Origin of the sequence: Streptomyces sp. CA-278952 (assembly GCF_028747205.1) — a bacterium.
Classification (GTDB): domain Bacteria; phylum Actinomycetota; class Actinomycetes; order Streptomycetales; family Streptomycetaceae; genus Streptomyces.
In genome coordinates, this window is sequence record NZ_CP112880.1 from 1,295,669 (window position 1) to 1,321,384 (window position 25,716).

Below are 25,716 nucleotides of genomic sequence, written 5' to 3' on the forward strand. Positions count from 1 at the left end.
GCGCGTCACGTCCGCCGGGCCCGTGCCCCGGGCGCCCCGGTCAGGCGGCGGTCGCCGGGGTGACCCGCTCGCCCGGGGGCACCGGGCCCGGGGGTGTGCCGTCGCCGAACGGGCGACCGCCGAGCTGGTCGCGGTGGTGCGGAGCGGTCCAGCCGGAGAGGTCGGGGCCGGCGGGGACGATGCCGGTGGGGTTGATGCCGGTGTGCACCTGGTAGTAGTGCCGCTTGATGTGGTCGAAGTCGACCGTGTCGCCGAATCCGGGCGTCTGGTAGAGGTCGCGGACGTAGCCCCACAGGACGGGGTCCTCGGTCAGCTTGTTCCGGTTGCACTTGAAGTGGCCGTGGTAGACGGCGTCGAAGCGGACCAGGGTGGTGAAGAGCCGGATGTCGGCCTCGGTGATGGTGTCGCCGACCAGGTAGCGGCGGTCCGCGAGGCGGGCGGAGACCAGGTCGAGGCGGCGGAACAGGGCGGCGTACGCCTCCTCGTACTCCTCCTGGGAGCTGGCGAACCCCGCGCGGTACACGCCGTTGTTGACGTCCCGGTAGATGCCCTCCATGACCTCGTCGATCTCGTCGCGCAACGGTTCCGGGTAGAGGTCGGGGGCGCCGGGCCGGTGCAGCGCGGTCCATTCGGTGGCGAGGTCGAGGGTGATCCGCTGGTAGTCGTTGGTGACCAGTTTCCCGCTCGGTACGTCCACGATCGCGGGCACGCTGACACCGCCGGGATAGCCGCGCTCCCGGGCGTCGTAGGCCTCGCTCAGGTGGCGGATGCCGAGGACCGGGTCCGTGCCGCCCGGGTCGAGGGTGAAGCGCCAGCTGCGGTCGTCCTGGATCGGGTCGGCGACGGCGAGGGGGAGGGCGTCCTCCAGGCCGAGGAGGCGCCGGGAGACCAGGGCGCGGCTCGCCCAGGGGCAGGCACGGCTGACGACGAGCCGGTAGCGGCCCGGCTCCACGGGCCATCCGTCGCGCCCGTCGGCGGTGATGCGGTCGGCGAAGTGGCTCCGGGACCGCTTGAACGGCTTGTGGCCGTAGGAGGTGTTGCCGTCGCTCCCGGCGCTGTCCGCTGTCGTGTCGCTCATGCCGCGCTCCTCGATGCTTCGTTCGGTTCGTGTGCTGTGCGTCGTCTGCCCCGTCGGTCGGCTCCGACCTCCGCCAGCGCCACGATCAGGGCGGCCAGGACGAAGGCGACGGAGACGACGAGCCCGTGGTCGTAGGCGTCGGCCCAGCCGTCCGGGCCGACCTGGGCGAAGAACACCGCGCCGACGGCGGCGATCCCGATCGCGGAGCCGACCCGCTGGCCGGTCTGCAGGGTCCCCCCGGCGCTGCCGGCCCGGTTCACCGGCACCTCCGCGAGGGTCAGCGTCTGGTTCGGGGCGATGACCAGGCCGCTGCCGAGACCGGCGAGGAGCAACGGGGCGGCCATCGCCCAGCCCGCGCCGGTGCCGGGGACCAGGTGGACGGCGAGGGCGGTGCCGGCGAGGCCCACGGCGACCATGGCCAGGCCCGCCACCACGAGGGGGCGGCCGAAGCGCCCGACGAGCCGGCCTCCGATGGACGCGGCGACGCCGGAGCCGAGGGCGAAGGGGGTGATGGCGAGCCCGGCCAGGAGGGCGGAGTAGCCCAGACCGGACTGGAGATAGAGCGTCGTGACGAAGAAGATCGAGGTGAACCCGGCGAAGTAGAGCAGGATCAGCAGGCAGCCCAGCCAGAACGAGCGCAGCCGGAACAACGACAGGTCCAGGACCGGGTGGGTGGGTCCGCCCGCGCATCGCGACTCCCAGGCCACGAACGCGGCGAGCAGGGCCCCGGCCAGGACGAGGAGCAGCCACTTTCCGTTTCCGGGCCACTGGTGGGCCTGGACGAACGGCAGCAGCAGCGCCAGCACCCCGGCCCCGAGCAGGGCGACGCCCACCGGGTCCAGGTCGCGCGGCCTCACCCGGCCGGCCGAGGGGGTGTCCGGGAGCAGCCGGTGGGCGAGCAGCAGGCAGACGGCGCCGAGCGGGAGGTTGACGTAGAAGACCCAGCGCCAGCCGTGGTCCGGTCCGGCGGCCTGGATGAGCAGGCCGCCGAGCAGCGGACCCACGGCCGTGGAGATGCCGACGACGGTGCCGAACATGCCGAAGGCCCGGCCGCGCTCGCGCCCGGAGAACATCTGCTGGATCAGGGCGGAGATCTGCGGGGAGATCAGCCCGCCCGCGATGCCCTGCACCAGGCGGGCGACGACCAGCCACAGGCTGGACTGGGCGGCCCCGCAGGCTGCGGAGGCCAGGGTGAAGAGGGCGAGCCCCGCCATGAAGACCGCCCGGCGGCCCCGCGCGTCGCCCAGGCGTCCGGCGGGGATGAGGAAGAGCCCAAAGGCGAGTGCGTAGCCGGAGAGCACCCATTGGAGGTCGGACTCGGGGGTGTTCAGGCCCTCGCGGATCGAGGGGAGGGCCACGTTGACGATGGAGACGTCCAGCAGGGTCATGAAGCCCGCCACCAGGCAGACGGCCAGGGCCCGCCAACGCCGGGGGTCGGGTCCGTCCGGGGCGGTCTCGTCCCCGGCCGGCCCGGGATGCGCCGCGCTCCGTGCCATGGTTCGCACCTTAGGTCGCGTGGAGTGTTTCCTCACCCAGGACGCGTCCGCGCCGGTGGCCCGGATTCCGGATTTCCGGACGGGCCCGTGGCGGCGTGGCAGCGCCCGGTGGGGGTACTGGTTCCCGCATGACTGTGGAGAAAACGAGCGTCCTCGTCCTTGACTGCGCCGAACCCGTCGAACTGGCCGAGTTCTACGCGGCTCTGCTCGACGCGGAGATACGGATCGGCTCCGACCCCGACTTCGTCGAGATCGTCGGCAACGACGGCGTCCGGCTGGCGATCCGCCGCGACCACGGCTACGCCCCGCCGAGCTGGCCGCGCCCGGAGGACTCGCAGCAGGCGCACCTGCGGATCCTGGTCGGCGCAGAGAACATCGACGAGGCCGAGCGGGAGGCGATCGGGCTGGGGGCCCGGCCCGTCGACACCGGCGACAGCAACAGCGGCCCCCGGGACGTGAGGGTGTACGGGGACCCGGCGGGCCACTCGTTCTCGTTGGCGGTCTACCCGCTGCCCCAGGGCTGAGCGACCAGGGAGGGCCGGGCGGGAGACCGGCACACCGGCGCACAAGGACGGGCGCTGGGCGGCAGGGCCCCAACAGGCCCTGCCGCCCAGCGCGTTAATAGACAGGAAAGTTTCCCAACACGGTTGACGGCAATTGAAAGGAAGCTTTACTTTCAGTCCTGCCGACATGGCGCCTCCCACCCCCTCCGAAGGGAGCACCACCATGCACCAGCGCACCACTCCCCCCACCGGCACCGCCGTCACGACCCCTCGCCGCACAATGGCCCGCAAGGCCCTGCTCGCCGCGTCCGCGCTCGGTGTCGTCACCGCACTGATGGCCCCCGTCCGGGCGGGAGCCGCCCCGGCCCCCGCCTCCCCCGCCGCCGCCACCCCGCTCGCCGCCAACGGACAGCTCTCCGTCTGCGGCCGTCAGCTCTGCAACGACTCCGGCCAGGCGGTCGCGCTCAACGGGATGAGCACGCACGGCACCCAGTGGTACGCCCAGTGCGTCACGGACGGATCGCTCAACGCCCTGGCCCAGGACTGGCGCGCCGACGTGCTGCGCGTCTCCACCTACGTGCAGGAGGGCGGGTACGAGACCGACCCGGCCGGATTCACCGCCCGGGCGCAGAAGTTCGTCGACGCGGCGCACGCCCGCGGCATGTACGCGGTCATCGACTGGCACATGCTCTCCCCGGGCGACCCGAACGCCAACCTGGCGCGGGCGAAGACCTTCTTCACGGCGATGGCGAAGAAGTACAAGAACCACCCGGGTGTGCTCTACGAGATCGCCAACGAGCCCTCGGGCGTGAGCTGGTCGCGCATCAAGTCGTACGCGGAGCAGATCATTCCGGTGATCCGGGCCCAGGACCCCGACGCGGTGGTCCTGGTCGGAACGCGCGCCTGGTCGTCCTTCGGCGTTTCCGAGGGCTCCAGCGAGTCGGAGGTCGTGAACAACCCCGTCCGCGCCTCGAACATCATGTACACCTTCCACTTCTACGCGGCCTCGCACCGCGAGGAGTATCTGAGCGCGCTCGACCGGGCCTCGGACAAACTGCCCGTGTTCGTCACCGAGTTCGGCACGCAGAACTACGCGGGCGAGGGCGCCAACGACTTCACCATGTCGCAGCGCTACCTCGACCTGATGAAGCGCAAGAAGATCTCGTGGACCAACTGGAACTACTCCGACGACCACCGTTCCGGGGCCGTCTTCAAGACCGGCACCTGCGACGGGACCAACTGGACGGGAACAGGGGTCCTGAAGGAGGCCGGGGTCTGGATCCGCGACCGCATCCGCCAGTGACCCCGGCCGTCCGGACGGGACGCACACCCGCATGACCCGCCCGGTGCGGTCCTCCCCCCGGACCGCACCGGGCGCCTGTCCGTGGTGCTCACCCGGGATACGCCCGGAATTAACCTCCAACGCCTTGTCATGCCTGTTCTACGCGCATAGCTTTTGCCCCTCCTACTCAGTTCAGTTGGGGGCACCTCCCGTGCAGATACACAGATCCGGTTCCGTTCTGCTGACCGGCGCCGTCGCCGCCGCTCTCGCGGTGACCGCCCTGCCCGCCGCCCAGGCGGTCCCGTCGGCCACCGCCGTCATCTCCGAGGTGTACGGCGGCGGGGGCAACTCCGGCGCGACGCTGACCCGGGACTTCGTCGAGCTGGCCAACGCCGGCTCCGCGCCCTTCGAGGTCGGCGGCCTCAGCGTCCAGTACCTGCCGGGCAGCCCGTCGGCCGGTTCGCGGTGGCAGGTCTCCGAGCTGTCCGGGTCGATCGCGCCCCGCGGCCGCTACCTGGTCGCCCAGGCCGCGGGCACCGGCGGAACCGTCGCGCTGCCCACCGCCGACGCCACCGGCACGATCGCCATGGCGGCGGGGAGCGGCACCGTCGCCCTGGTCTCCGGGACGGCCCCGCTCACCTGCAAGTCGGCGGCGGACTGTGCGGCGGACACCCGGATCGTCGACCTGGTCGGTTACGGTTCCGCGGTCGTCCGGGAGGGCGGCGGCCCGGTCCCCGGCGCGTCGGCCACCGCGTCCGTCGCGCGGGCCGCCTCGCTCGCCGACACGGACGACAACGCCGCCGACCTCTCCGCCGGCGCCCCGACGCCGGTCAACGCCAAGGGCGAGACGTCCGGCGGCGGGCAGGAGCCGGAGGAGCCCGGCCCCACCGAGCCCGGCGACGTACGGATCCACGACATCCAGGGCACCACCCGGGTCTCCCCGCTCGACGGCCAGGCGGTGACCGGCGTCCCGGGTGTCGTCACCGGAGTGCGGGCCAGTGGCTCGCGGGGCTTCTGGATCCAGGACACCGCCCCCGACGGCGACCCGCGCACCGGCGAGGGCCTGTTCGTCTACACCGGCTCCACCGCGCCGGCCGTGAAGGCCGGCGACGCGGTCCTGGTCAGCGGAGAGGTGGCCGAGTACTACCCGGGCACCGGCACCCAGTCCCTCACCCAGATCACCGCGCCCCGCACCACCGTCCTGTCCTCCGGCAACGCGCTGCCCGCCCCGGCCGTCCTCGACGCCCGTTCGGTGCCCGGCCGTTACGTGCCCTCGGCGGGCGGCGGGGCGATCGACGCGCTGCCTCTGGACCCGTCCCGGTACGCCCTGGACCTGTACGAGGCGCTGGAGGGCTCCCGGGTGGAGTTCGCCGACACCCGGGTGACCGGGGCGACGACCGCGTACGACGAGATCTGGGTGACCGTGAAGCCGCGGGAGAACCCGACCCGGCGCGGCGGCACGCTCTACGCCTCGTACGAGGACCAGAACACGGGCCGTCTCAAGGTGATGTCGCTGGACCCGGCGCGGCCGGTGCCTACGGCGAACGTCGGGGACGTGCTGAAGGGCCGCACCACCGGTGTGCTGGACTACGCGAGCTACGGCGGCTACAACGTGCAGGCCACCGAACTGGGCACGGTCGTCGACAAGAAGCTGCGGCGCGAGGTGACCCGCAAGCAGAAGAAGAACGAGCTGGCGGTCGCCACGTACAACGTGGAGAACCTCGACGCGCGCGACGACCAGGCGAAGTTCGACACCCTGGCCGAGGGCGTCGCGGTGAACCTGGCCTCCCCCGACATCATCTCGCTGGAGGAGATCCAGGACGACAACGGGGCGGTGAACGACGGCACGGTGGGTTCCGAGGCGACGCTGGAGCGGTTCGCCGACGCGATCGTCGCGAAGGGCGGGCCGCGCTACGTCTGGCGCTACATCGCCCCCGAGAACAACAAGGACGGCGGCCAGCCCGGCGGCAACATCCGCAACGTCTTCCTCTACAACCCCGACCGGGTGTCCTTCACCGGCCGAGCGGGCGGCGACGCCACCACGCCGGTGCGCGCCGTCGACACCTGGAAGGGCGTCCAGCTCTCCGCCTCCCCGGGCCGGATCAATCCGGCGAGCCCGGCGTGGGACAACAGCCGCAAGCCGCTGGTGGGCGAGTTCACCTTCCGGGGCAGGCCGGTCTTCGTCATCGGCAACCACTTCGCGTCGAAGGGCGGCGACCAGCCGCTGCACGGCCGCCACCAGGAGCCGACGCGTTCCTCGGAGGCCCAGCGGATCCAGCAGGCCGCCGAGGTCAACACCTTCGTCGCCTCCCTGCTGAAGGCGGACAGGTCCGCGCGGGTCATCACGCTCGGGGACATCAACGACTTCGAGTTCTCCCCGACGATGAAGACGCTGACCAGGAACGGGGCGCTCAAGCCGTTGATCACGACGCTCCCCTCGTCGGATCGGTACAGCTATGTCTTCGACGGCAACTCGCAGACACTGGACCACATCCTGACGAGCCCCGGCATCCGGAACCCCGACTACGACGTGGTGCACATCAACGCCGAGTTCGCCGACCAGGCGAGCGACCACGACCCGCAGGTGGTGCGGATCAAGGTCGGCGGCTTCTGGCACTGAGGTGCCGAGGCACTGAACCGGCGGGGCGGACCGGGCGTCTCCGGTCCGCCCCGCCGGGGTCCGCTCCGGTCCGCCCCGGCCCCGCTCAGGTCCGCCCGGCCGGGGCGCCCGCCTGGCGTGGCAGGGTGACGGCCGCGGTCTCGTCGGCCACCGGCTCCCGCCCGGTGAAGAACCGGGAGACCAGTGCGGCTACTTCGTCGGCCCGCTCCAGGATCACCCAGTGGTCGGACTCCCCGACCGTCAGGAACCGGCTGCCCTCGATCGTCGCGGCGAACTCCCGCTGCCGCGCGGGCGGCGTCACCGTGTCGTGCTCGCCCGCGAAGACCAGCGCCGGTACGCCGGTGAGGCCGCCGGAGAAATCGGGCCGGTCGGCCAGCGCCCGGTACAGCGAGTCCGTCACGTGCGGCGAGTGGGTGGCCACGTGCAGGAAGGAGCGCCGCACATAGCGGCGGGCCAGCTCCCGGCGGTGTACGGCGCGTTCCGGGTCCAGGCACATCAGGGCGTCGGCAGCCGTCGCGGCAAACCCCTCGCGGTCCCCTGAGGCCAGCAGCTGCCTGGCGCGCTCCCAGCCGGCGACCTGGACCGCGTCGATGTGGACCGGGACGCCGCCGAGGGCGAGGCGTGCCACCCGCTCCCGATGGCGGCGGGCGAAGCCGAAGGCGATGGCGGTGCCGTAGGAGAAGCCGAAGATGTTGAGCCGGGGGGCGCCGATGTCGTCGGCGATGCCGAGCACGGCCCGGCGCAGCAGGTCGGCGCTGGGGCCGGGCGGGAGCGGGTCGGCGCTGCCCATGCCGGGCAGGTCGGCGGTGACCACGTCGGTCGCCGGGCCCAGGTGGTCGTCCATCTGGGGCCAGCCGTACATGCCCTGGAGCGCGCCGCCGAGAATGAGCGTCGGTTCGGTGGCCGGGGGCTCGCCGGGGTGGGCGCGCGGCAGGACGCGGTAGCTGTAGCGCACTCCGTCGACCGCCAGGGTCCGGATGATCTCCTCGGGCATGTGCTCCTGCGTTCCCTTCCGTTCAGGTCCTGGTCAGGACGAGTGCCGCGTTGTGGCCGCCGAAGCCGAGCGAGGTCTTGACGGCGCAGTCGAAGGAGGCGCCGCGGGCTTCCTTGGCCACCACGTCGATCGGGATGCTCGGGTCGGGTGCGTCCAGATTGACGGTGGGCGGCACCAGTTGGTGCTGGAGGGCGAGCACGGTGAGCGCGGTCTCGATGCCGCCCGCCGCGCCGAGGGTGTGGCCGGTCATCGCCTTGGTGGAGGTCACCAGGGGGCTCTCGCCGAGGACCCGGCGGAGCATCGTCGCCTCGATCAGGTCGTTGGAGAGCGTCGAGGTGCCGTGGGCGTTGACGTGCCCGACGTCGGCCGGGGAGAGGCCCGCGTCGGCGAGCGCGGTGCGCAGGGCGCGTTCGATGCCGAGGCCCTCGGGGTCGGGGGCGACCGGGGAGTGGGCGTCGCTGGACGCCCCGTATCCGCTCACGTGGGCGCGGACCTCGGCGCCCCGGGCGCGGGCGTGGTCCGGGTGCTCCATGACGATCAGCCCGGCACCCTCGCCGACGACGAAGCCGTCGCGGTGGATGTCGAAAGGGCGGCAGGCGGCCGTGGGGTCCTCGCGGCGGGTGGAGGCGGCCTTGAGGCTGCACGCGCTGGCGATCAGCAGGCGGGTGCAGGTGGATTCCGCGCCCCCCGCGATGACGATGTCGCAGGCCCCGGAGCGGAGCATCTGGTGGGCGGTGCCGATGGCGACGGTGCCGGAGGAGCAGGCGGTGGAGACGGCCTGGCTGGGCCCGTGGACGCCGAGGTCCAGGCTGACGCTGCTGGCCGCGCCGTTGACGACGCTGAGTGGGGCGAGCTTCGGGGAGACCCGGCGTGGTCCGCGCCCGGCGAGCGCGGCGTGCTGCTCGTCGTAGAAGGGCAGCCCGCCGTGGGCGGATCCGATGACGACGCCGACGCGGCCGCTGTCCCAGATGGACGGGTCGAGTCCGGCGTCGGCGACGGCCTCTCGGGCGGCGATGACGGCGAGCTGGGCGAAACGGTCCATCAGCCGCTGGGCGGCCACCCCGAGGACGGCTCCCGGGTCGCAGTCGGTGACGGAGTAGAAGAAGTCGCAGGGCAGCCCGTCCAGTTCGGGCCGCGGGCCGACGGAGGGCGCGAGTCCCTCGGTGACGCCGTGCCAGGCGGCGTCCGCTCCCGTACCGGCGGCGGTGACCAGGCCGACGCCGGTGACGGCGGCGGCGAACGGGGCGAGCGGCGCCCGGCGGTAGGGCCGGCCGGTGTCCGCGCTCATGCGGAGACCTTCCCGTCCACGGCCTCGACGAGGCGGTCGAAGGTGTCGCGCGAGGTGAGCGTGACGTCCTCCAGGTCCACGTCGAGCCGGTCCTCGATGTGCAGCCGCAGCTCCTCCAGCGCGAGGGAGTCCAGCCGCAGCCGGTGCAGCGGAACATCGGGGCGGATGGCCCCGGGGTCGGTTCCGAACTTCGCTACCAGCAGGGCGCTGATCTCTTCCGAAGTGCTCATTGGCGCTCCTGGGATCGGTGACGCGGTGACGCCGGCCGCGTGAGGGAGGTGAGGGGAGGGGCCATCGGGGGACGCCGGCTGCTCCGGAAGGACCCTTTATACGCCTTCCCGGGCGGGTTCCCGGTCCGCGTTCCCCCGTGCGGTGGGAGGGCTGTCCAGGTGTACGAATCCGCGGTGCGGTTCGGGTGGATGCCAGGATGGGGGCGCAGCCCGTACGGGACGGCACGAGAGAAGGAGAAACCATGACGGCCGAGCAGGAAGCCAACGCGGAGGTCGCGCTGAGCCCCGCCGACTGGGTCGCCCGGCAGGCCGAGCTGTACGAGTCCTCCGGCGGTACGGAGGGCACCACTCAGTTGGGTGTGCCCTGCCTGCTCATGGACTACGTCGGCCGGCGCAGCGGCACGGTGCGGCGCACGGTGCTGATGTACGGGCGGGACGGCGAGGACTATCTGATCGTGGCGTCCAACGGCGGCTCGGACCGCCCGCCGCTGTGGTACCTGAACCTCCAGTCCACCCCGGAGGTCGAACTCCGCGTGAACACCGAGCGGTTCGGGGCCGTCGCGACGACGCTCCCCGCCGAGGAGAAGGCGCGGGTCTGGCCGGGGCTGGTGGAGCTGTTCCCGCGCTACGGGGAGTACCAGGCGGGCACCGAGCGGGACATCCCGGTCGTCCGGCTGACGCGGCGCTGACCGGTCGTCCGGCTGACGCGGCGCTGACCGGTCCTCCGGCTGACGCGGCGCCGAGTCCGCGGCCGACTCGGCGCCGGTCCGGGCCGAGCGCCGGGTTCACCGCTCCGGGAGCAGGTGGGCCAGCAGCAGCTTGATCACCAGGACGGGGGCGAACCAGGCCAGCTCGCCGGGGACGGCCACCGAGGTCGTCGCGACGGTGATCGCCAGGGCGGAGACGGCGAAGGCGACCGGTTGCCGGAGATCCGCGGGGGCGACCAGGACGCATGCCGCCCCGGTGAGCGTGAGGGCGTAGAGGGCGCCGGCGGAGATCCAGCCGAACCCGGGGACGAGCAGGGCCAGGGCGAACGGCTGGACATGGGCGGCCACGAACGCGAAGTGGTGGAGCCGGGAGCGCCCCGGCCGGTGGAACCGGCGCTTGGCGGACCGGGTGGCGTTGACGACCGTGCCGCCGAACAGGTCGAAGGCCACCACGGCGATCACGGTCAGCGCCGGCCACGCGTACGGGGCGCGCAGGGCGAGGGCTGTCGCGAACACGGTGCCGGCGAGCGCCCCCGCGTAACAGACGATCCGCTCGCCCCGCTCGGCGTCCGGGGCCACCAGCAGCGCGTCGAGGCGGCGGGCCGCCGCGACCCCCGCGGCCCTCACTCCGCTCCCCCGCGCCGCAGCCCTTCGACGCACACGTCGAGGAGAGGCGCCGTCAGCTCCGCGACCGGCAGCGTGGGGTCGACGATCCACTGCACCAGACAGCCCTCGATCGCCCCGACGACGACCACCGCGTGCCCCGCGCCCACCCCGGCGCGGCAGGCCCCCTCGGCCTCGGCCTCGGCGAGCAGCTCGGCGATCACCGCGCGGTACTCCCGGTACACGGCCGAGATGTCCAAGCCCAAGGGGCCTCCCTGCCGTCCGGCGGCCCACAGGTCGACGAGGATCCGGGCGAGTTCGGGCTCGGCCACGACCATGTCCAGCACCGACCGCACCAGCCGGGAGAGCCGCTCCAGGCCGTCTCCCGGGCCGGTGCGGGCCTGCCGGGTCACCGCCCGCGCGTGGGCTCTGTACTCCTCGAAGGCGGCCGTGAGCAAGGCGTCCCGGCTGTCGAAGTGGAGATAGACGCTGCCCTTGGCGACGCCCGCTTCTGCGGCGACGTCGTCCACCCGGGTCGCGGCGAACCCCTGCCGGGCGAACACCCGCACCGCGGCCTTCAGGATCAGATCCCGGCGCGCCGCCGGGTCAACTCTTCTGGCCATGTCATGGACCCCCCGTCGAATGACTGACTGGTCAGTCATTGTAGGGCACCGCCCGACGCCAACTGCCGCCACAGTGGCGGAAATCGGGGCGGGCCGCACCTTCGCACGCGGGGTGGGGAGACACCGGCGGAGGGAGCTGCCTAAACTCCGCGATCATGACCATGGAAACGGTTCAGGCCGACCCGTCCGCCCTCGGCGGCCCCGCTCTCTTCGCCACCATGTCCACCATGCGCGCCATGCGTCGCCTCAAGCCGGACGCCGTACCGGACGAGACGGTCGAGCAGCTGGTACAGGCCGCCGTCTGGGGTCCCAGCGGCGGCAACATGCAGTGTTACGAGTACGTGGTGGTGACCGACCGCCAGGTGATGGCGCGGCTCGCCCCGCTGTGGAAGCGGTGCGTCGACGCGTATCTGGCGACGACCGGGAAGTACGCCCCCGCGGGCATGGACGAGGCGGCGTACGGCCGGATGGTCGCGGCGATCGAGCATCAGCGCGACCATTTCGCCGACACCCCGGTGCTGATCGTGCCGTGCTACCGGTTCCCGGAGCCGCGCCTGGACAAGGAGGGCCTGGCCGCGTCGGCGCGGGCGCTCGGCCCGGCGGGCACGGAGCACATGATGAACACGCAGACGCGTTTCCAGGCGCTGGCCGAGGGTTCCTGCGTCTATCCGGGAGTACAGAACCTGCTGCTCGCGGCCCGGGGGCTGGGGCTCGCGGCGAACATCACCATCTGGCACCTGATGCTGGAGCAGGAGTGGAAGCGGGAGCTGGGCATCCCGGAGGACATGGCGACGTTCGCCGCCGTGCCCGTGGGGTGGCCCGCGGGCAACTTCGGGCCGGTCCGGCGACGGCCGGTGGCCGACGTCATCCACCGCGACCGCTGGTAGCGTCCGGCCCCGCGTCAACCCTCGCCGGCACTCCTGTCGGGTGACGCTCGACGTCACCCGACAGGGGTAGCGCAGCGTCAACTCCCGTGCTTTTGCAGGATGTTGCCAACAGAATCACCTCTTCTACTCTTTGTCATGCCCACCCCATCTCGCTAGCCTGGCCGTGCTCGGCATCCCTCTGACCCACCCCGGGTCCGAGGGTTTCTCTCTTCCCCCCACGCCCACCCCACAGAGCAGGAGCCCTCATGCCCCTCCGCACCGCCGCCCGAACCCGGGCCCGTGCCTGTGCCGTGGCGGCCCTCACGGCCGCGGCCCTCCTCGCGACCGGGCACCCGGCGACCGCCGCCCCGCGAGCGGACACGCCCGACCCCATGAACCGCGCGTTCGCCGAAGCGGCGGACGCGTACGGCGTACCGCGCGATCTGCTGGCCGCCGTCGGCTACGGCGAGAGCCGTCTCGACGGCCACGCGGGCGCGCCGAGTCAGGCGAACGGCTACGGCGTGATGCATCTGGCGAGCAACCCGGCCAACCGCTCCCTGGAGAAGGCCTCCGAGCTGACCGGCGAGAGCGCGGCCCGGCTGCGCAGGGACACGACGGCCAACATCCTCGGCGGGGCGGCCGTCCTGCGCGACCACGCCGACGCGCTGGGCCTGGACGCCGCCGAGCGCCGGGACGTGAACTCCTGGTATCCGGCGGTGGCCCGCTACAGCGCCGCCGAGGGTCCGGCCGCCGTGCTCTACGCGGACGCGGTCTTCACGTCCCTCGCCGAGGGCGTGTCCGCCACGGCGCCCGGCGGCGAGGAGGTCCTCGTGCCCTCCCGGCCGGTCGCTCCGGACAGGGCCGCGCTGTCGGCGTCCGACGTCTACGCCGCGAGCCCGGACTATCCCTCGGCGCGCTGGGTGCCCGCGTACTCCGGGAACTTCGTCGTCGGCCGCAGGGCCGCCATCGACAAGGTGGTCATCCACACCACCCAGGGGTCGTACGCCGGTTCCATCAGCTGGTACCAGAACCCGGCCTCGGAGGTCAGCGCGCACTACACGATCCGCTCCTCGGACGGTGAGGTCACCCAGTCGGTGCTGGAGAAGGACACCGCCTGGCACGCCGGCGGCACCAACTCCTCGTCCGTCGGGATCGAGCACGAGGGCTATGTCGACAACCCGGCCTGGTACACGGAGGCGATGTACCGGTCCTCCGCCGCCCTGACCAAGCACCTCGCGGCGCGGTACGGCATCCCGAAGAACCGGTCGCACATCATCGGCCACAGCGAGGCGCCCGGCGCCGACCACACGGACCCCGGCCCCAACTGGGACTGGAACCACTACATGGAACTGATCGACGGCGACCCGGGCAGCGGCGGCGACGGCCTGACCTTCCCCACGTACACGACCCAGCAGTCCGGCTCCACCGGCCCGCAGGTCAAGGCCGTGCAGACGCTGCTCAACGCCCAGGGTTACGAGGCGGGCGCGGCGGACGGCAGCTTCGGGCCCACCACCAGGAGCGCCGTGCAGGCGTTCCAGCGGGCCCGCACACTGGAGGCCGACGGGGTGGTCGGCCCGAAGAGCTGGACGGCCCTGCTGTCGGCCGGCACGACCCCGGCGCTGTCACGGGGCGGTTCGGGCGACGCGGTGAAGCGGCTCCAGCGGTCCCTGACGGCGGCGCTCGGGACCACCGTCGGCGTGGACGGCAGTTTCGGCCCCGCCACGGAGACGGCGGTACGCGGCTACCAGACCAGCCGGAAGCTCTCGGTCGACGGCAAGGTGGGCCCGGCCACGTGGGAGGCGTTGCAGAGCGGGAGGTGAGCCGCGGCCCGGGCGGGCCCTCCCGGCCTGCCCGTGGCCGAGGCGCCGGCCCGCCGCGACCCGGCGACCCCGGAGGCGGAGCGACCGCGGCGGGCACGGGGCGCACGGCGTCCGGGGCGCGGCCTACGCCCCCGTGCCGACGGGGTACCCGATCTCCTTGACGTCCTCGGCCAGTTCGGCGGGGATCCGCTCGGGGGCGAGGGCGGCGATCACCTCGTCGGTCAGCGGTCGCAGCGCGTAGACGTGGCGTACGGCTTCGAGGTCGACGGAGACCTCGAAATGGTCCTCGGCCCACTCCTGGTAGGACTCGGGGGTGCCCGTGACGAGGAGCTGGAAGAGCCAGTCGGCCCCGTCGGAGTCCTCACCGTCCTCCGGGAACTCGACGGCGCCCGCCCGCCAGCGGTCGTCGTCGCTCGCGCGCCAGAGGCAGGCGGTGACGACGGGCATGCCGGACTCGTCGGTGAACAGGGGCTCGTCGACGTAACGGCGGAACACGGCGGGCACCTCGTCGAGCACCCCGGGCCAGGGGCCGTCGTCCACGTACGGGCTCATCGGCGACTCGTGGTCGAAGCCGCGCGCGTACGCCCCGTCGGCGGAGAAGACCACGGAGTACTCCCCGCCCGATCCGTCCCGCATCGAGGCCATCGCCTCCGTCGGCGACCACTGCGCGTCGAAGCTGTGCCAGCGGTGGTCCCACTCGGCACACAGGATCGCGTCGAGCATCGCCAGGGAACGGCAGAGATCGGTGAGGGCGGATATGCCCGGCAGCCTGCGGGCCACGTCGTGAACGCTCATGGTCATATCCAACCCCACCGGCCCGGCGGGGCTGTTCGCGCGCTCCCCCGAACACCCGCCGGGCGGACGGTGCCCCGCCCCGCGGTCAGGGGCGCCAGTCGAAGGGGAAGTGCTTGCTGGATCCACCGCGGTACTCGTGCGAGAAGTCGAACCCTTCCGCGCGATCGCTCTCGACGACGCCCCACGTGGCGATCTGTCCGGGGCCGACCTCGGAGCCCGGAGCATTGACCAGCTGAACGCGACGGGAGGGGTCGGCCGTGGGCCCGGTGAGGGCGGTCGCGCCGACGGAGACCTGGTCGCCGACCCGGGCCCGCCAGTACGAGAGATCCTCGGCGGCGTCGAAGTGGACCGGCGCGTGCCGCACCTCGCGCAGTTCGCTGATGAGCGAACCGAACCGGCCCGGCCAGCCGCCGACATGACCGGCGAAGATCTGCTCCAGCGCTCCACGCTGGGCCTGGTCGCCCTTGGCGTCGATGTAGAGCATCACCTTCATCGTGGCCTCCGGGTCGCCCACCCACATGTTCCCGGCGAACTCGCCCAGCGCCACCACGCCCAGGCCGTCCAGGGAGACGTCCCCGAAGTGCCCCTCGTGGACCTGCCAGACGAGCGTGAAGAGGCAGTCCCCATGGGTCGGCGTCTGGGCGAACGTGCAGGGGCAGGGCAGCGCGCAGCTGCACACGTCGAACCACTCACCCCGCAGGTGCCAGTCGGGCAGCGTGCCGTCGTTCGTGCCCGCCCGGACGACGGCGGGGGCGCTCTGCGATGCGGCGGAAGTGGTGCACATGGGGGACCTCCAGATTCAGATCACGTATACCCCAGGGGGGTATTTGCCCGACAAGGAAGAGACTAGGGCCCGGCCCGCCTCCCGGTCAACTACCCCTAGGGGGTATACGGATCGACTCCCGACGCACAGGGTCCCGCACCCCCCGTGGGAGTGCGGGACCACTGCGTCAGGTCACTTCAGGCCGAAGGCCCGGATGATCTCCTGGTCGACGACGAGCCCGCCGGGGCCCTCCGCGTGCGCCTTGAGCGAGACCGACGTCGCGCCCTTCGACGGGGTGCGGAACGTGGCGGCCCACTCGCCGGTCTTCTTCTTGCGGAGGTCCACCTTCGACCAGTGCTTTCCGTCGTCGTAACTGACCGACAGCGACGCCTTGTCCGCCTTCACCGCGCCCGGCAGCCACTCCTGGGTGGTGGAGGAGAGGCCGACCTCCGTGGTACGGCCGGCCCGGACGTCGCCCGCCAGGTCGGTGTCGACGGCGTAGTCCAGCTGGAGCATCGGGATGTCGGCCTGGGACGGGCCGCCCTCGTCCAGCGCGCCGGAGACGAAGCCCCACTCGGAGCGGGTGCGGGTCGACGTCTTCCAGGTCTCCGCGTCCCGCTCCGAGTCGATGACCAGGCGGTACGGGAGCTCCTCGGCGGGAAGGTCCCAGACGTAGCCGGCCCTGCCCGCCCCCTTCTTCAGCTCCTTGTCACCCTGGTAGAAGGCGTAGGAGGTGGTGTCGTACTCGTTCTCGGGCATCGAGCCGGCGTGACCCGCGCCCGCGTCCGTCCACGGGGTGATGTTGAACTGGAGGTCGTTGGACGCCGTGCGGAACGGACCCCAGTAGCCGGTGCCGAGACGGGGGCGGACCACCGGGGCGAACCACTCGGCGCGGTAGTCCCCGCCCGCCCGGTAGTCCAGCTCGGCGCTGCGCATCTCGTGCGCCCGGCCCGACTGCTCCGCGTCCAGGACCGCGTGGTTCTCGTACCAGAAGGAGTCGCCCGGCAGCGGGTTCACCCACTCGGTCCGGACGCCCGGGAACTGCTCGTACTCCTCGAAGCCCAGACCGGGCCCGTACTCCGGGATGTCGTAGCGGTAGCCGCCGCCGAGGGTCTTCTCGTGGCCGTAGAAGGTGTTCTCCACCTTGGCGAGCTGACGGGTCGAGGGGGCGAAGGACAGCGAGCGGTCCGGGATCGTGCCGTCGTGGCGGTCCACCAGGTCGTACAGGTAGTCCGCGAACTTCTTCTGGTCGACCTGGACCTTCTTGCCGCGCTGCGCCGCCCTGATCAGGCTCTCGCCCGCGGAGGCCTGGACCGAGGCGACCGGGATGGTGGTCTCCTCGCCGTACGGGGTGTAGCTCTCCATCGCCACGCCACGCTCGTCGTTGACGACGAACAGGGCCTCCGCCCCGGCCGCCAGCGCCGCCGCGAGGCGTTCGGCGGGAGCGACGTCGTCGCTGCGGGTGATGACGACCGCCTTGCCGCGCGCGTTCACCCCCCGGTAGTCCGCCGGCGTGCCCTTGCCCGCGTACACCGCCTTCAGCTTCCGCCTGCTGTCCTCGGCGACCGCCGCGCCGCCCTGGACGAAGACCGGCACGTCACGGCCGTCGGCCTCGACGTCGATCAGCTCCTCGCCCTGACGCCAGCGGGTCAGGAAGCTGAAGCTGCCCTCGGTGACCTTCTTGGTGGGGCTCGCCCACACCTGGTCGTACGTCAGCGGTATCTGGAAGGCGTCACGCTGGACGGTGCCGTCCGGGGCGGTGCGCGCCATGTCGTAGCGGAGCTGGCGGGTCTCGGTCTCCTTGGGGGTGCGCACGTCGATCCTGCGGGCCTTGGAGGCGTCGAGGGTGACGGTGGTGGAGCCGGTGAGGATCGTCTCGGGGGCCGCGAGGAACGCGACCGCCCTGGAGTCGGGGCGGTCGCCGTCGACGTCCACGGTGGCCCAGGTGGTGTAGTTGCCGGGCGGCAGGCGCAGGGTGGTCTCGCCGCCGCTGACCTGGACGAGGCCGAGCTGCGGGTCGCCCAGCTCGGCGAGGACGACGAGGCCGTCCATCGGCTTGCCCGACCGGTCGCGGAGCTTCACCGTCAGGTCGTGCAGCTCCTTCTCCTTGGTGAGCGCGAAGCCGGTGTGCGCGACCGTCGTGCCCGCCGCGTCGGTGGCGACGACCTGGCCGGAGAAGGTGGTGTCGTTGGCGACCTTGGCCGGGTCCAGGGACAGGACCGCCTCGGCGGTGCCTCCGGCCGGGACGGTCAGCGTGTCGGTGGACAGCGTGTACGCCGCCTCGTCCGTGTCGGTGGCCAGGTTCAGCGTGATGTCCGCGTCACCCGAGTTGCGGTAGGTGACGGTGCGTTCGGCGACCGGGTCGGACGGGCTGTGCGGCCAGTCGTAGGAGGCGACCTCGACCGAGCCGGTGGCCTCGATCGTCGTGTCGATCGCCGCCTTCACATCCAGCCGGCCGGTGCCCTGCTCGTACGGGGTGTAGGCGTCGAGCTTCTTGGACGAGGTCATCAGCGCGTCCTTGATGCGCTGACCGGACCAGTCGGGGTGGCGCTGCTTCAGGATCGCCGCGGCGCCCGCGACATGGGGCGTGGCCATCGACGTACCGGACAGCGACTGGTACATGCCCTCGATGCCGGGGATCGACTGCGAGGCCGCGGCGCTGATGTCGACGCCGGGGGCCGACAGGTCGGGCTTCAGGCCGTGCGAGCGGACCAGCGGTCCCATCGAGGAGAAGTCGGCGCGGCCGTCCCGCTTGTCGACGGCGGCGATGGTGAGCGCCTGCTCCGCGGAGCCGGGCGAGCCGATGGTGCCCGCCCCGTACGCGTTGCCGGCGGCGATCACGAAGAGCGGGCCGCCGTTGGCCGAGAGGGAGTTCACGGCCTGGGACATCGGGTCGGTGCCGTCGTCGGGCACCGGGGAGCCGAGGCTCATGGAGACGACGTCGGCGCCTTCGGCCTTGGCCCACTCCATGGCCTCGATGATCCCGGAGTCCGCGCCGGAGCCCTCGTCGCTGAGGACCTTGCCGACGAGCAGGTCGGCGGCCGGGGCGACGCCCTTGTGGGCGCCGTCGGAGGCGGCGCCGGATCCGGCGATGGTGGAGGCGACGTGTGTGCCGTGTCCGTTCTTGTCGTCGACCTCCTCGCCCGGGACGAAGCTGCGGGCGCCGACGACGCGGTCCTTGACGTCCGGGTGGTCGGCGTCGATGCCGGTGTCCAGGACCGCGACCTTGGCGCCCTTGCCGTCGAAGCCGGCGGCCCACGCCTGCGGGGCGCCCACCTGCGGCACCGACTCGGTCAGCAGCGCCTCGGAGCGGCCGTCCAGCCAGAGCTTCGCGATCCCGCCGTCGAGCGAACGGGCCTTGTCGTGACGGGTGATGGCGCTCCAGAACGTCCGCGCGTCGTCCTTGTCGGCCGTGAGCGCGGCCCCGTTGACGGATGCGAGGGTGCGGACCTTCTTCGCGCCGCGCGGGGCGGTGGGCAGGGCCTTGGCGCGTGCGGCCGGGTAGGTGGCGATGAGCGGGACGGAGCCGGTGGACTCGTCGTCGTAGCCCATCCGCACCAGGGCCGAGACGTTGAACAGCCGCCGGTCCAGGACGCCGGAAGCGATCGGCGTGGTGGCCTCGTCGGGCAGGACGTACACGTCCTCGCCCGCCTGCTGGATGCGGACGCCGCCGTCGGCGCCGTGGGGGCGGTCCACGGTGACGGTGTCCTGGTCGCCGGGGCCGTCCACGTAGCGCACGACGTCACCGGTGATCAGGGTGACGGTGTGGCTCTCGGTGCGTACGTCGGGGCGCGGGGCTCCGTCGCGGGGTGCGGGGGCGGCGCCGGCGGTGCCCGCGAAGGGGACCAGCATGCCGCCCAGCAGGGCCGCCGAGGTCGCCAGGAGCAGGGCTCTGCGTCCAGGGCGAGCGGATCTCGCCCGGCCGGGAACGGAGGAGGGGGGAGAAGTCATGCAGCTGATCTACCGGCAAATCGGGGGCGACCGCTGCGTATCCGACGGGCGGGAAACCGCCGTGGCGGTAACCCGCCCGGGACGGACGGGGTGTTGACGGGAGGTTGACGGACGTTTCAGGCCACCGAGGCGAGCGGCTGTCCGCTGCTGTCGTGATGGATGGGGGTATGCGCCCCGGTGAGCGGTACGCCGCTGCCGCCGCGCCGGACCGCGACGATCTCGGCGGCGATGGACAGGGCCGTCTCCTCCGGCGTACGGGCGCCGAGGTCGAGGCCGATCGGCGAGCGCAACCGGGCCAGTTCACGGTCGGTGAGGCCGGCCTCGCGCAGCCGGTCGTTACGGTCCAGGTGGGTGCGGCGGGAGCCCATCGCGCCGACGTAGGCGACCGGGAGGCGCAGGGCGGCCTCCAGCAGCGGGATGTCGAACTTGGCGTCGTGGGTGAGGACGCAGAGCACGGTGCGCGCGTCGGTCGCGGTTGTGGCGAGGTAGCGGTGGGGCCAGTCGACGACGATCTCGTCGGCCTCGGGGAAGCGGGCCGCGGTGGCGAAGACCGGGCGGGCGTCGCAGACGGTGACCCGGTAGCCGAGGAACTTCCCGGCGCGGACCAGCGCGGCGGCGAAGTCGATGGCGCCGAACACGATCATGCGGGGCGGCTCCACGCTGGACTCGACCAGCAGCTCGATCGGCCGGCCGCAGCGGGAGCCCTCCGCGCCGATGGCGAGCGGCCCGGTGCGGCCCGCGTCCAGCAGGGCGCGGGCCTCGGCGGCGGCGGTCCGGTCGAGCGCCGGATGGCCGCCGAGACCGCCCTCGTGGCTGCCGTCGGCGCGGACCAGGAGCGGGAGTCCGAGCAGTTCCGCGGGTCCGTCCGTGACCCGCGCCAGCGCGGCCGCCGTCCCCTCCGCGGCGGCCGCGAGCGCGGCGGCGAACACCGGGCGGGCGGGGTGCTCCGCCCGTACCGGTGTCACCAGGATGTCGATGACGCCGCCGCAGGTCAGACCGACCGCGAAGGCGTCCTCGTCGCTGTAGCCGAAGCGCTCGCGGACGGATTTCCCGTCGTCCAGGGCCTGTTGGCACAGTTCGTAGACGGCCCCCTCCACGCATCCGCCGGACACCGAACCGATGGCCGTGCCGTCGCGGTCGACGGCGAGGGCGGCTCCTGGCTGCCGGGGTGCGCTGCCGCCGACCGCCACGACGGTGGCGACGGCGAACTCGCGTCCCTGCGAGACCCACCGGTGCAGCTCTTCGGCGATGTCCAGCATGGCGTATCTCCTTAAGCGGGAAGGGGGCCCGGGCGTCAGTGGACGCCCAGCCAGCTCTCGATCGGGTTGAGGGCGAAGAAGACGATGAAGATCACCGTCAGCCCCCACATGAAGGCCCCGACCTCGCGGGCCCGGCCCTGGGCGAGCTTGATGGCGCTGTACGCGATGACGCCCGCGGCGACACCGGTGGTGATGGTGTACGTGAAGGGCATCAGGACCACGGTCAGGAAGACCGGGATGGCGACCGAGCGGTCGCTCCAGTCCACGTGCCGGGCGTTCTGCATCATCATCGCGCCGATGACGACGAGGGCGGCGGAGGCCACCTCGGTCGGCACGATCGCGGTGAGCGGGGTGAAGAAGAGGCAGGCGGCGAAGAAGAGTCCGGTGACGGCCGAGGCGAGCCCGGTCCGGGCCCCTTCGCCGACGCCGGTGGCCGACTCCACGAAGACCGTCTGGCCGGAGCCCGAGGCAACGCCGCCGATGACGCCGCCGGCGCCGTCGATGAACAGCGCCTTGGACAGGCCCGGCATGCGGCCCTTGTCGTCGGCGAGCTCGGCCTCGGTGCCGACGCCGATGATGGTGGCCATCGCGTCGAAGAAGCCTGCCAGGACGAGGGTGAAGACGATCATGCCGACCGTCATCACACCGACGTCTCCCCAGCCGCCGAACTCGACGTTCCCGAAGAGCGAGAAGTCGGGGGCGGAGACCGCGCTGCCCTCCAGCTCCGGCGGGCCGCTGCTCCACTTCTTGGGGTCGATGTCGACGATCGCGTTGATGAAGATGGCGACCAGGGTGCCGACGGCGATGCCGATGAGGATCGCGCCGGGGATGTTGCGCGCCTGGAGCATGAAGATGAGCAGCAGGGTCACGCAGAAGATCAGGACGGGCCAGCCGGCGAGTTCACCGGCCGGGCCGAGGGAGACGGGGGTCGCCGCGCCCTTGTGCACGAATCCGGCCTTGTAGAGGCCGATGAGGGCGATGAAGAGCCCGATGCCCATGGTGATGCCGTGCTTGAGCGCGAGCGGGATCGCGTTCATGATCAGCTCGCGGAGGCCGGTGACCACCAGGAGACAGATCACCACACCGTAGATCACACACATGCCCATGGCCTGGGGCCAGGTCATGTTGGGCGCGACCTGTGAGGCGAGCACACCGGAGACGCTGAGCCCGGCGGCGAGCGCCAGGGGCACCTTGCCGACGAAGCCCATGAGCAGGGTCGTCGCGGCCGCCGCGAAGGCGGTCGCGGTGATCAGGCCGGGCTGGCTGAGGAGGTTGCCGTTGACGTCCTCCCCGCCCAGGATCAGCGGGTTGAGCAGGAGGATGTACGCCATGGCCATGAAGGTCGTGACGCCGCCGCGCAGCTCGCGCGCGACGGTGGATCCTCGTTCGGATATGTGGAAGTACCGGTCGAGCCATGATCTTCCGGCGGGAACGCGCGAGCCTGGGCCCGCACCTTCCGGACTGGTCTTCGGTTCCACTGACTGCTGGGTCATGATGCCTGACTCCCAAGGTTCACAGGGGCACCCGCTTGGAGATTCCTGAATGCGGGATTTGGGATGACTGCGTCGGCTGCACGACCCGGGGACGGCCGGGACGGACTGTTGAAGCAGAACGGATGTGCCGGCGGCACGGATGGTCCGTGAGGCGATGCCGTGCGCTCGGCACGGCGAAGAACCGCGAGCGGTGCGGTACTTGGTGCCTCCGGACGGTGCGGGGTGCGGAAAAGTGTGACGTTCTCGGCGCTGCGCACCGCCCGGAGAGTTCGGGGGGGACCGCTCGGAGGCCGCCGGGCGAGCTCCGGTGGGAGACCGCCCGGCAGGCTCTCAGGTGCTGGTCAGGTGTTCGGGCCGCACCGGCGTCCTGTCGAGCTCGAGACCCGTCGCGTTCCGGATCGCCGCGAGGACGGCCGGGGTGGACGACAGGGTGGGGGCCTCGCCGACGCCGCGGAGCCCGTACGGGGCGTTCTCGTCGGCGAGTTCGAGCACGTCGACGGGGATGGTCGGCGTGTCGAGGATGGTGGGCAGGAGGTAGTCCGTGAAGGACGGGTTGCGCACCTTCGCGGTCTTCGGGTCGACGATGATCTCCTCCATCACGGCGACCCCCATGCCCTGGAGGGTGCCGCCCTGGATCTGGCCGAGGACGGAGAGCGGGTTGAGCGCCTTGCCGACGTCCTGGGCGCAGGCCAGTTCGATGACCTTGACCAGGCCCAGTTCGGTGTCGACCTCGACGACCGCGCGGTGCGCGGCGAAGGAGTACTGGACGTGGCCGTTGCCCTGTCCGGTGCGCAGGTCGAACGCCTCGGTGGGCCGGTGGCGCCACTCCAGCTCGATGTCGATCGCCTCGTCCTCGAGGACGTCGGCGAGATCGGCCAGCACCTCGCCGCCGTCGGTGACGACCTTGCCGCCCTCCAGGAGGAGTTCGGCGGTGGCCCAGGCCGGGTGGTAGGTGCCGAACTTGGTCCGGCCCAGCTCCAGGACCTTCTCCCGTACGGCTTCGCAGGAGTTCTTGACCGCGCCGCCGGTGACGTACGTCTGGCGGGAGGCGGAGGTGGATCCGGCGGAGCCGACCCGGGTGTCGGCGGGGTGGATGGTGACCTGGTTGACGCCGAGTTCGGTACGGGCGATCTGGGCGTGGACGGTGACGCCGCCCTGGCCGACCTCGGCCATCGCGGTGTGCACGGTGGCGACCGGTTCGCCGTTGATGACCTCCATCCGGACCCGGGCGGTGGAGTAGTCGTCGAAGCCTTCGGAGAAGCCGACGTTCTTCAGGCCGACCGCGTAACCGACACCCCGCACGACGCCTTCGCCGTGGGTGGTGTTGGAGAGCCCGCCGGGCAGCGCGCGGACGTCCACGGAGGTGCCCTCGCTGCCCGCCGCCAGCCACTGCTGCTCGGGCGGCAGCGGCCGGGACTTGACCCGGCGCAGCAGCTCGGCGACCGGGGCCGGCGAGTCGCAGGGCTGTCCGGTGGGCAGCAGGGTGCCCTGTTCCATGGCGTTGAGCTGCCGGAACTCCACCGGGTCCATGTCCAGCTTCGCCGCCAGCTTGTCCATCTGCGCCTCGTAGGCGAAGCACGCCTGGACGGCGCCGAAACCGCGCATCGCGCCGCAGGGCGGGTTGTTGGTGTAGAGCGCGATCGCCTCGATGTCGACGTCCTCGATGACGTACGGGCCGACCGAGAGCGAGGAGGCGTTGCCGACGACCGCCGGGGAGGCGGAGGCGTAGGCCCCGCCGTCCAGGACGATGCGGCACTTCATGTGCGTGAGCTTGCCGTCCTTGGTGGCGCCGTGCTCGTAGTGGAGCTTCGCCGGGTGCCGGTGGACGTGGCCGAAGAAGGACTCGAACCGGTTGTAGACGATCTTGACCGGCTTGCCGGTGCGGAGCGCCAGCAGGCAGGCGTGGATCTGCATCGAGATGTCCTCGCGGCCGCCGAAGGCCCCGCCGACGCCGGAGAGCGTCATACGGACCTTCTCCTCGGGCAGACCGAGGACGGGGGCGATCTGGCCGAGGTCCGAGTGCAGCCACTGGGTGGCGACGTACAGCTCGACGCCACCGTCCTCGGAGGGCACCGCGAGGCCTGACTCGGGGCCGAGGAAGGCCTGGTCCTGCATGCCGAAGGTGTAGTCGCCGGTGACGATGACGTCGGCCCGCTTCGCGGCCTCGTCGGCGTCGCCGCGGATGATCGGCTGGCGGTGCACGATGTTGGGGTGCGGGACGTGGCCGATGTGGTGGTCGTCGCGGCCCTCGTGCACGAGCACGGCGTCGGGAGCGGTCGCCGAGGCCTCGTCGGTGACGAGCGGCAGCTCGCGGTACTCGATCCTGATCTTGGCGGCGGCGCGGCGGGCGGTCTCCGGGTGGTCGGCGGCCACGATGGCGACCGGCTCGCCGTGGTGACGGACCTTGCCGTGGGCGAGAACGGGGGTGTCCTGGATCTCCAGGCCGTAGTTCTTCATCTCGGCGGGCAGGTCGTCGTAGGTCATCACGGCGTAGACGCCGGACGTCGCCAGCGCCTCGGAGGTGTCGATGGAGACGATCTCGGCGTGGGCGACGGTGGAGCGCAGCGTCTGGCCCCAGAGCATGTCCTCGTGCCACATGTCGGAGGAGTACGCGAACTCGCCGGTGACCTTGAGGGTGCCGTCGGGGCGGAGCGTGGACTCGCCGATGCCGCCCTTGGTGGGCGAACCCTGGGTGATCTTGGTGGGCGTGCCGGCCGGTGCGGTCCGGGCCCTGGGGGTCGTCGTCATGACTGGACCGCCTCTTCCTGGCGGGCGGCCGCGAGCCGGACCGCGTCGAGGATCTTCTCGTAACCCGTGCAGCGGCACAGGTTGCCGGAGAGCGCCTCACGGATGTCCTGGTCGGACGGTGAGGGGGTGTTCTCCAGCAGCTCGTCGGCGGCGACCAGCAGGCCGGGGGTGCAGAAGCCGCACTGGACGGCTCCGGCGTCGATGAACGCCTGCTGGATCGGGGAGAGTTCGACGGCCTCGCCGGTCTGGCCGTCGGTGGGCCTGGACTGCCAGCGCTTGGCGGCGTCCAGGGTGGTGCCGCAGGATCCGGCGGCGCAGCCTCCGCCGGGGTGGGCGTCCTCTCGGTGCTTGGCGTAGTCGGCCAGCCCCTCGACGGTGACGACCTCGCGGTCCTGGACCTGGCCGGCGGCGACGAGGCACGCGCAGACCGGGACACCGTCGAGACGGACGGTGCACGATCCGCACTCGCCCTGCTCGCAGGCGTTCTTGGAGCCGGGCAGTCCCATGCGCTCCCGCAGGACGTACAGGAGGGACTCGCCCTCCCACACGTCGTCGGCTTCCTGCTGACGTCCGTTGACCGTGAAATTGACTCGCATG

General features: G+C 72.1%; 20 protein-coding genes. 6 read left to right on the plus strand and 14 right to left on the minus strand.

Annotated features, from left to right (window positions below):
- Positions 1-40 precede the first annotated feature (40 nt).
- Positions 41-1,078, minus strand: coding sequence for a glutathione S-transferase family protein (locus N7925_RS05695; RefSeq protein ID WP_265598408.1), 1,038 nt, complete (start codon positions 1,076-1,078; stop codon positions 41-43).
- Positions 1,075-2,574: an MFS transporter gene (locus tag N7925_RS05700; protein WP_274343238.1), complete on the minus strand. Its 1,500-nt coding sequence runs from the start codon at positions 2,572-2,574 to the stop codon at positions 1,075-1,077. Before N7925_RS05700 ends, N7925_RS05695 begins: the two co-directional genes overlap by 4 nt.
- Before the next feature lie 128 nt (positions 2,575-2,702).
- Between N7925_RS05700 and N7925_RS05705 the strand changes: the two genes are divergently transcribed.
- The 3 genes from N7925_RS05705 (at position 2,703) to N7925_RS05715 (ending at position 6,979) form a co-directional block, all read left to right on the plus strand.
- Complete coding sequence (locus N7925_RS05705) at positions 2,703-3,098, plus strand: VOC family protein (RefSeq protein WP_265598410.1); 396 nt, start codon at positions 2,703-2,705, stop codon at positions 3,096-3,098.
- 202 nt (positions 3,099-3,300) lie between these two features.
- Positions 3,301-4,380, plus strand: coding sequence for a glycoside hydrolase family 5 protein (locus N7925_RS05710; protein WP_265598411.1), 1,080 nt, complete (start codon positions 3,301-3,303; stop codon positions 4,378-4,380).
- Positions 4,381-4,570: 190 nt separating this feature from the next.
- Positions 4,571-6,979, plus strand: a complete 2,409-nt coding sequence (locus N7925_RS05715; protein ID WP_274343239.1) for an endonuclease/exonuclease/phosphatase family protein — start codon at positions 4,571-4,573, stop codon at positions 6,977-6,979.
- Positions 6,980-7,064: 85 nt separating this feature from the next.
- Here the strand turns inward: N7925_RS05715 and N7925_RS05720 are convergent, their stop codons facing one another.
- From N7925_RS05720 to N7925_RS05730, 3 genes are read right to left on the minus strand one after another with little or no spacing between them, the layout of a single operon-like run.
- On the minus strand, positions 7,065-7,973 hold the full coding sequence (locus N7925_RS05720) for an alpha/beta fold hydrolase (RefSeq protein WP_274343240.1): 909 nt from the start codon (positions 7,971-7,973) through the stop codon (positions 7,065-7,067).
- Positions 7,974-7,995: 22 nt separating this feature from the next.
- The gene (locus N7925_RS05725; RefSeq protein ID WP_274343241.1) at positions 7,996-9,261 is read right to left on the minus strand and encodes a beta-ketoacyl-[acyl-carrier-protein] synthase family protein; all 1,266 of its coding nucleotides are present in this window, start codon (positions 9,259-9,261) and stop codon (positions 7,996-7,998) included.
- Positions 9,258-9,491, minus strand: coding sequence for an acyl carrier protein (locus tag N7925_RS05730; protein WP_265598414.1), 234 nt, complete (start codon positions 9,489-9,491; stop codon positions 9,258-9,260). The genes N7925_RS05725 and N7925_RS05730 overlap by 4 nt, the downstream gene beginning before the upstream one ends.
- 242 nt (positions 9,492-9,733) lie before the next feature.
- Here N7925_RS05730 and N7925_RS05735 point away from each other — a divergent pair, with 242 nt between their 5' ends.
- Positions 9,734-10,180, plus strand: a complete 447-nt coding sequence (locus N7925_RS05735) for a nitroreductase family deazaflavin-dependent oxidoreductase (RefSeq protein WP_265598415.1) — start codon at positions 9,734-9,736, stop codon at positions 10,178-10,180.
- Positions 10,181-10,276: 96 nt separating this feature from the next.
- Here N7925_RS05735 and N7925_RS05740 read toward each other — a convergent pair whose 3' ends face one another.
- Both N7925_RS05740 and N7925_RS05745 read right to left on the minus strand, forming a co-directional pair.
- Positions 10,277-10,825, minus strand: a complete 549-nt coding sequence (locus tag N7925_RS05740; protein WP_265598416.1) for a hypothetical protein — start codon at positions 10,823-10,825, stop codon at positions 10,277-10,279.
- Positions 10,822-11,424 carry a TetR/AcrR family transcriptional regulator gene (locus N7925_RS05745; RefSeq protein WP_265598417.1) on the minus strand — a complete coding sequence of 201 codons (603 nt, stop codon included), beginning with the start codon at positions 11,422-11,424 and terminating at the stop codon, positions 10,822-10,824. Before N7925_RS05745 ends, N7925_RS05740 begins: the two co-directional genes overlap by 4 nt.
- Before the next feature lie 155 nt (positions 11,425-11,579).
- Here N7925_RS05745 and N7925_RS05750 point away from each other — a divergent pair, with 155 nt between their 5' ends.
- Both N7925_RS05750 and N7925_RS05755 read left to right on the plus strand, forming a co-directional pair.
- On the plus strand, positions 11,580-12,311 hold the full coding sequence (locus N7925_RS05750; RefSeq protein WP_265598418.1) for a nitroreductase family protein: 732 nt from the start codon (positions 11,580-11,582) through the stop codon (positions 12,309-12,311).
- A 245-nt stretch (positions 12,312-12,556) separates the two neighbouring features.
- On the plus strand, positions 12,557-14,110 hold the full coding sequence (locus N7925_RS05755) for a peptidoglycan-binding protein (RefSeq protein WP_265598419.1): 1,554 nt from the start codon (positions 12,557-12,559) through the stop codon (positions 14,108-14,110).
- A 123-nt stretch (positions 14,111-14,233) separates the two neighbouring features.
- On the opposite strand, the gene N7925_RS05760 is transcribed toward N7925_RS05755, so the two are convergent.
- From N7925_RS05760 to N7925_RS05790, 7 genes are all read right to left on the minus strand, one after another.
- Positions 14,234-14,905 (minus strand): hypothetical protein, encoded by a 672-nt coding sequence (locus N7925_RS05760; RefSeq protein WP_265598420.1) that lies wholly within the window; start codon positions 14,903-14,905, stop codon positions 14,234-14,236.
- A gap of 85 nt (positions 14,906-14,990) precedes the next feature.
- Positions 14,991-15,689: a DUF1326 domain-containing protein gene (locus N7925_RS05765; protein ID WP_274343242.1), complete on the minus strand. Its 699-nt coding sequence runs from the start codon at positions 15,687-15,689 to the stop codon at positions 14,991-14,993.
- Between the two features lie 171 nt (positions 15,690-15,860).
- Complete coding sequence (locus tag N7925_RS05770) at positions 15,861-19,520, minus strand: S8 family serine peptidase (RefSeq protein ID WP_274346400.1); 3,660 nt, start codon at positions 19,518-19,520, stop codon at positions 15,861-15,863.
- Between the two features lie 215 nt (positions 19,521-19,735).
- On the minus strand, positions 19,736-20,878 hold the full coding sequence (locus tag N7925_RS05775) for an XdhC family protein (protein ID WP_274343243.1): 1,143 nt from the start codon (positions 20,876-20,878) through the stop codon (positions 19,736-19,738).
- 35 nt (positions 20,879-20,913) lie between these two features.
- Positions 20,914-22,371, minus strand: coding sequence for an NCS2 family permease (locus tag N7925_RS05780; RefSeq protein WP_274343244.1), 1,458 nt, complete (start codon positions 22,369-22,371; stop codon positions 20,914-20,916).
- 330 nt (positions 22,372-22,701) lie between these two features.
- The gene (locus N7925_RS05785) at positions 22,702-25,119 is read right to left on the minus strand and encodes a xanthine dehydrogenase family protein molybdopterin-binding subunit (protein ID WP_265598423.1); all 2,418 of its coding nucleotides are present in this window, start codon (positions 25,117-25,119) and stop codon (positions 22,702-22,704) included.
- Positions 25,116-25,715: a (2Fe-2S)-binding protein gene (locus N7925_RS05790; RefSeq protein ID WP_265598424.1), complete on the minus strand. Its 600-nt coding sequence runs from the start codon at positions 25,713-25,715 to the stop codon at positions 25,116-25,118. Before N7925_RS05790 ends, N7925_RS05785 begins: the two co-directional genes overlap by 4 nt.
- Between the last annotated feature and the right edge of the window lies 1 nt (position 25,716).

Coding starts and splice junctions, on each gene's coding strand:
- N7925_RS05770 (WP_274346400.1), bottom strand. CDS start 19,520: ATGCTGGTCCCCTTCGCGGGCACCGCCGGCGCCGCCCCCGCACCCCGC.
- N7925_RS05725 (WP_274343241.1), bottom strand. CDS start 9,261: ATGAGCGCGGACACCGGCCGGCCCTACCGCCGGGCGCCGCTCGCCCCG.
- N7925_RS05710 (WP_265598411.1), top strand. CDS start 3,301: ATGCACCAGCGCACCACTCCCCCCACCGGCACCGCCGTCACGACCCCT.
- N7925_RS05785 (WP_265598423.1), bottom strand. CDS start 25,119: ATGACGACGACCCCCAGGGCCCGGACCGCACCGGCCGGCACGCCCACC.
- N7925_RS05700 (WP_274343238.1), bottom strand. CDS start 2,574: ATGGCACGGAGCGCGGCGCATCCCGGGCCGGCCGGGGACGAGACCGCC.
- N7925_RS05750 (WP_265598418.1), top strand. CDS start 11,580: ATGACCATGGAAACGGTTCAGGCCGACCCGTCCGCCCTCGGCGGCCCC.
- N7925_RS05790 (WP_265598424.1), bottom strand. CDS start 25,715: ATGCGAGTCAATTTCACGGTCAACGGACGTCAGCAGGAAGCCGACGAC.
- N7925_RS05775 (WP_274343243.1), bottom strand. CDS start 20,878: ATGCTGGACATCGCCGAAGAGCTGCACCGGTGGGTCTCGCAGGGACGC.
- N7925_RS05705 (WP_265598410.1), top strand. CDS start 2,703: ATGACTGTGGAGAAAACGAGCGTCCTCGTCCTTGACTGCGCCGAACCC.
- N7925_RS05780 (WP_274343244.1), bottom strand. CDS start 22,371: ATGACCCAGCAGTCAGTGGAACCGAAGACCAGTCCGGAAGGTGCGGGC.
- N7925_RS05755 (WP_265598419.1), top strand. CDS start 12,557: ATGCCCCTCCGCACCGCCGCCCGAACCCGGGCCCGTGCCTGTGCCGTG.
- N7925_RS05765 (WP_274343242.1), bottom strand. CDS start 15,689: ATGTGCACCACTTCCGCCGCATCGCAGAGCGCCCCCGCCGTCGTCCGG.
- N7925_RS05720 (WP_274343240.1), bottom strand. CDS start 7,973: ATGCCCGAGGAGATCATCCGGACCCTGGCGGTCGACGGAGTGCGCTAC.
- N7925_RS05760 (WP_265598420.1), bottom strand. CDS start 14,905: ATGAGCGTTCACGACGTGGCCCGCAGGCTGCCGGGCATATCCGCCCTC.
- N7925_RS05730 (WP_265598414.1), bottom strand. CDS start 9,491: ATGAGCACTTCGGAAGAGATCAGCGCCCTGCTGGTAGCGAAGTTCGGA.
- N7925_RS05735 (WP_265598415.1), top strand. CDS start 9,734: ATGACGGCCGAGCAGGAAGCCAACGCGGAGGTCGCGCTGAGCCCCGCC.
- N7925_RS05695 (WP_265598408.1), bottom strand. CDS start 1,078: ATGAGCGACACGACAGCGGACAGCGCCGGGAGCGACGGCAACACCTCC.
- N7925_RS05745 (WP_265598417.1), bottom strand. CDS start 11,424: ATGGCCAGAAGAGTTGACCCGGCGGCGCGCCGGGATCTGATCCTGAAG.